The organism is Plantactinospora sp. ZYX-F-223, from assembly GCF_039649625.1.
Classification (GTDB): domain Bacteria; phylum Actinomycetota; class Actinomycetes; order Mycobacteriales; family Micromonosporaceae; genus Plantactinospora.
In genome coordinates, this window is record NZ_JBDJAV010000138.1 from 1 (window position 1) to 2323 (window position 2323).

General features: G+C 72.9%; 1 protein-coding gene. It reads left to right on the forward strand.

The genetic code is table 11. The features are described from left to right. On the forward strand, positions 1-2323 hold a 2323-nt coding region (locus AAH979_RS42785), incomplete at both ends, for a condensation domain-containing protein (RefSeq protein ID WP_346263832.1).

Below are 2323 nucleotides of genomic sequence, written 5' to 3' on the forward strand. Positions count from 1 at the left end.
CGTCCGGGACGCGGTGGTGGTGGTCCGGGAGGACATCCCCGGCGACAAGCGGCTGGTCGGCTACCTGGTACCCGAGGGCGACCAGGTGCCGAGCCCGGCCGAGCTGCGCGAGTTCCTCGCCCGGGGCCTGCCGGAATACATGGTGCCGGCCGCGTTCGTGCCGCTGGACCGGATTCCGCTGACCGCCAACGGCAAGCTCGACCGCCGCGCACTGCCCGCACCGGACCGCGCCGCACTCTCCGGGGAGCAGGTCTACGTGGCCCCCCGTACCCCGGTGGAGGAGCGGGTCGCGGCGATCTGGCGGGACGTGCTCGGGGTCGAGCGGGTCGGCGTGCACGACAGCTTCTTCGACCTCGGCGGCCACTCGATCCGGGCGGTCGCCCTGGTGGGCGAGCTGCGGGCGATCGGGCTGGACGTCTCCGTCCGGGACGTCTTCGCGCACCGTACCGTCGCCGAGCTGTGCGGGATCCTCGACGGCCGGTCGGCGCCGGCCGCTACCGAGCGCCCGGTGGCGCCGTTCGAGCTGCTCTCCGCCGAGGACCGGGCGAAGGTGCCGGCCGGCGCGGTCGACGCGTACCCGCTGTCCCGGGTGCAGGCCGGCATGGTGGTGGAGATGCTCTCCGACGGGGAGCTGCACGCGTACCACAACGTCACCTCGTTCCGGATCCGCGACGAGCGGCCGTTCGCGCTGCACGCGCTCCGCGAGGCGGCACGGATCGTGGTCGAGCGGCACGAGGTGCTGCGTACCGCGATCGACCTGACCACGTACTCGGTGCCGATGCAGGTGGTGTACCCGACCGCCGAGATGCCGGTCGGGGAGCGGGACCTGCGGCACCTGGACGCCGCCGAGCTGGACCGGTCGCTGCGGGAGTTCACCGCGGTGGAGCGGGCCGACGTCTTCGACCTGGCCCAGCCGACCCTGATGCGGCTCTACGCGCACGTCTGCGACGACAAGACCTGGTGGCTGTCGGTCACCGAGTGCCACGCGATCATCGAGGGCTGGAGCCACCACTCGCTGCTGATGGAGGTGCTGGACCTCTACCGGGAGATCCGGGACGGCGGCACCCCGGCCCCGGTCGAGGCACCGCCGGTGCGGTTCGCCGACTTCATCGGCGCCGAACTCCGCTCGCTGGCCTCGGCGGACGACCGGGACTACTGGCGGGACATCGTCGGCCGGTACGCCCGGTTCACCCTGCCGACCGGCTGGGGCGACGAGGACGCGCCGCGCGAGTCGCTGATGCTCGGGGTGCCGTTCCACGACCTGGAGTCCGACCTGCGCAAGTTGGCCAGCCGGGCGAAGGCGTCGCTGAAGACGGTGCTGCTCGCCGCGCACCTGAAGGTGATGAGCCAGCTCACCGCCGAGGAGTCGTTCCTGACCGGCCTGGTGCTGCACGGCCGGCCCGAGGAGGTCGGCGCCGACCGGGTCTACGGGATGTACCTGAACAGCCTGCCGTTCGGCTACGACCGGGGAGCCCGGACCTGGCTGGAGCTGGTACAGCGGACGTACGCCCGGGAGATGGAGATCTGGCCGCGCCGCCGGTTCCCGATGCCGGAGATCCAGCGCGAGTTCGGCGACGGCCAGCGGCTGATGGACGTCCGGTTCAGCTACCACGACTTCGACCAGGTCGACCGGGATCTGGTCGACTACATGGCCAGCATCGACGACAGCCCGACCGAGTTCCCGCTCGCCGTGGCGGTCCGGCTCGGCTACGTGACGATGGCGGTCAACCCCCGGGTGCTGAGTCGGGCCAACGGCGACCGGATGGGCGCCATGTACCGGGCCGTGCTGGAGGCGATGGCGGCGGATCCGAACGGCGACGCCCGGGGCACCTTCATCGCCGACGAGGAGCGGCAGCGGCTGGTGGTCGAGTGGAACCGCACCACCGCCGAGCTGGCCGGACCGGCCGTGCCGGAGCGGTTCGTCGCGCAGATGTCGGCCAATCCGCACACGGTGGCGGTCGAGTGCGCCGGCCAGCAGCTCAGCTACGCCGAACTGGACGCCCGGGCGAACCGGCTCTCCCGGCACCTGCGCGCCTGCGGCGTGGTGCCGGAGTCGGTCGTCGGGGTGCTGCTGGACCGGGGCCCGGAACTGCTCGTGGCGATGCTGGCGGTCTGGAAGGCCGGCGGCGCGTACGTGCCGCTCGACCCGGCCCATCCGGCCGACCGGCTCGCCGACATGCTGGCCGACGCCGGTGCCCGGGTGGTGGTGACCGGCTCCGGCTACGCCGACCGGTTCCCGGACGTCCCGGTGCGGGTCCTGGTCGACCGGGACGCGCCGACCATCGCGGACCAGCCCGCGACGCCGCTGACGGTCCCGACCGAT